The organism is Frankia sp. CcWB2, assembly GCF_977927585.1.
On the sequence record NZ_CDWRCM010000099.1, the window covers coordinates 14,045 to 16,410 of the forward strand.

Genomic DNA, 2,366 nt, shown 5'->3' on the forward strand with positions numbered 1-2,366 from the left:
TCAAACGGGCGTTCGTCCCGCGCAGCACCGAGGGGCTCCGGCAGCGGATCGAAGATCTCGTCAACGCGCTGCTCGACGCGGCGATCGAGGCCGGCGAGGTTGACCTGATGGAGGCGTTCGCGCGGCCACTGCCGCTCACCCTCATCGGCGACATGTTTGGCATCCCGCCCGAGGACTACCCCGCGGTCCAGAAGTGGTCGCTGGAGATCGTCCGCGGCACGGATCCGGACGTCCTGCAGTCGCCCGAGAGCCTGGCGCGCAGGCCGGAGGCCATGCGGGAGTTCGAGGCGTACTTCGCGGCGCTACTCGCGCAGCGGCGCGAGGATCCTCGCGACGACATGCTGAGCGGGATGTGCGCGGCCGAGGACCGCGGCGAGCTGAGCGGCCGGGAGGCACTCGGGCTGTCCGTGGGGTTGCTGATCGGGGGGTACGAGACCGTCTCCGACCTGATCGGCAAGGGTGTCGTGGCCATGGTGCGCAACCCCGACCAGATCGCGCTCTGGCTTGCCGATCCCGATCTCGCGGCGCCCGCCGTTGACGAGTTGCTCCGCTACGAGCCGCCCGTGCAGTTCACCCACCGGGTCGCGTTGGCGGAACGGGAGCTGGCCGGGCATACGTTCGCGCGGGGGGGGACGGCATCGTCATCCTGACCGCCGCCGCCAACCGCGACCCCGCCGTGTACACCGATCCGGAGCGTCTGGACATCACCCGGTTCGCCGGCCGCACCCCCGCGCCGCGCCACCTCTCGTTCAGCGAGGGGCTCCACTACTGCCTCGGCGCGCATCTCGGCCGGCTGGAGACTCAGATCGCCGTGGACACCCTCCTGCGCCGCGCCCCCGGGCTGTCACTGACCGACGAACCCGTCTGGCGCAACACGGTCGCCATCCACGGGCTGGACACCCTTCCGGTCCGCCTTCGGGATTGACCGACCGCCCACGACGCCCGGCCCACCGCATTCCAGGGAGACCAATGAGCGTGAACGAAACGGGTGCCGAACCGGACGTCACCGCCCCTCGCGCCGGCGTGCCGCGGGTCGTCTTCGATGCGTTCGATCCCGAGCACTGGCCCAACCCTTATCCCCGGTACGCCGCGGCCCGCGAGGCCGAACCGCTTTTTCCCACTCCGCTGGGCGTACACCTGGTGACCCGCTACCAGGACTGCGCGACCGTTCTCCAGGACAACACCTGGAGTCACGCCCACGAGGCCGAATTGTTCCATCCCGGCGTCGACACCCTTGACTTGCCGACCTCGTTCCTCTGGATGGACCCGCCCGACCACACCCGGCTGCGCGGGCTGGTCAGCAAGGCGTTCACCCCGCGCACGGTGGCCAACCTGCGGCCCCGCATCGAGCAACTCGTCACGGACCTGTTCGACGCGATCGTCGAGGCCCGCGAGGTCGACGTGATTACCGCGTTGGCCTACCCGTTGCCGCTCACCATCATCGCCGAGCTGCTCGGCGCGCCGGCCGAGGACCATCCGGACCTTCAGCGCTGGTCGGGGACGCTCGCCCGCGGGTTCGACCCCGACCCGCTCCTCTTGCCCGAGGAACGTGACGCACGCTCCCAGGCCGCCCGCGACTTCGTGGCCTACTTCCGTGCCCTCATCACCCGGCGTCGCGCCGAACCGGCCGATGACCTGATCAGCGAGCTCGCCGCCGTCGAGGAGCAGGGCGACGTCCTGACCGAGAACGAGATGCTCGCGACCTGCGTCACGCTGCTGGTAGCCGGGCACGAGACAAGTGTCAACCTGGTCGCCAACGGCATCCTGGCGTTGATCCGCCACCCCGACCAGTACGCCTTGCTCCGATCCACCCCGCGGTTGGCAGAGCCCGCCGTCGAGGAGATGCTGCGTTACGACTCGCCGGTGCACATGACCACCCGCCTCGCCCACCAGCGGACGGAACTCGCCGGGCACACGTTCCAGGCCGGTGACGGCGTCGTGTTGCTCTTCGGCTCGGCCAACCGGGATCCGGCGGCGTTCCCTGACGCCGAGCGGTTCGACATCACCCGGTACGCGGGCCAGACGCCCGCGAAGCGTCATCTCACGTTCAGCCTCGGCATCCACTACTGCCTCGGCGCGCCGCTCGCCCGCCTGGAGATGGAGATGGTGCTGCACGAGCTCATCCGGAGAGGGATCACGATGACGCCGCTCACGGACGACCTCGCCTACCGTAGGAACCTCGTCCTGCGCGGCATCGCCAGCTTCCCGGTCCGCTTCGAACAGCACGCCGGTGTCCTCGGTCAGGTGCCAACGTAGGCCGCGAGGTGCTCGCCGGTGAGGGTGAAGCGGATCTGGATCTGGATCTGTCGCTGATCTTGTGATTCTTCTGGCCCGCCGGTGATCATCGGGTGAGGAGGGCCCGTTTG

The 2,366-nt window shown here is 69.4% G+C and carries 3 protein-coding genes; all 3 read left to right on the forward strand.

Going from position 1 to position 2,366, the window contains the following annotated elements:
• The coding region (locus ACY45C_RS12140; RefSeq protein ID WP_462187723.1) for a cytochrome P450 family protein at window positions 1-650 on the forward strand (650 nt) is incomplete at its 5' end.
• Between the two features lie 26 nt (window positions 651-676).
• Entirely contained in the window at window positions 677-925 is a 249-nt protein-coding gene (locus tag ACY45C_RS12145) for a cytochrome P450 (protein WP_462187724.1), read from the forward strand.
• Between the two features lie 44 nt (window positions 926-969).
• On the forward strand, window positions 970-2,256 hold the full coding sequence (locus ACY45C_RS12150; protein WP_462187725.1) for a cytochrome P450: 1,287 nt from the start codon (window positions 970-972) through the stop codon (window positions 2,254-2,256).
• Window positions 2,257-2,366: the final 110 nt, after the last annotated feature.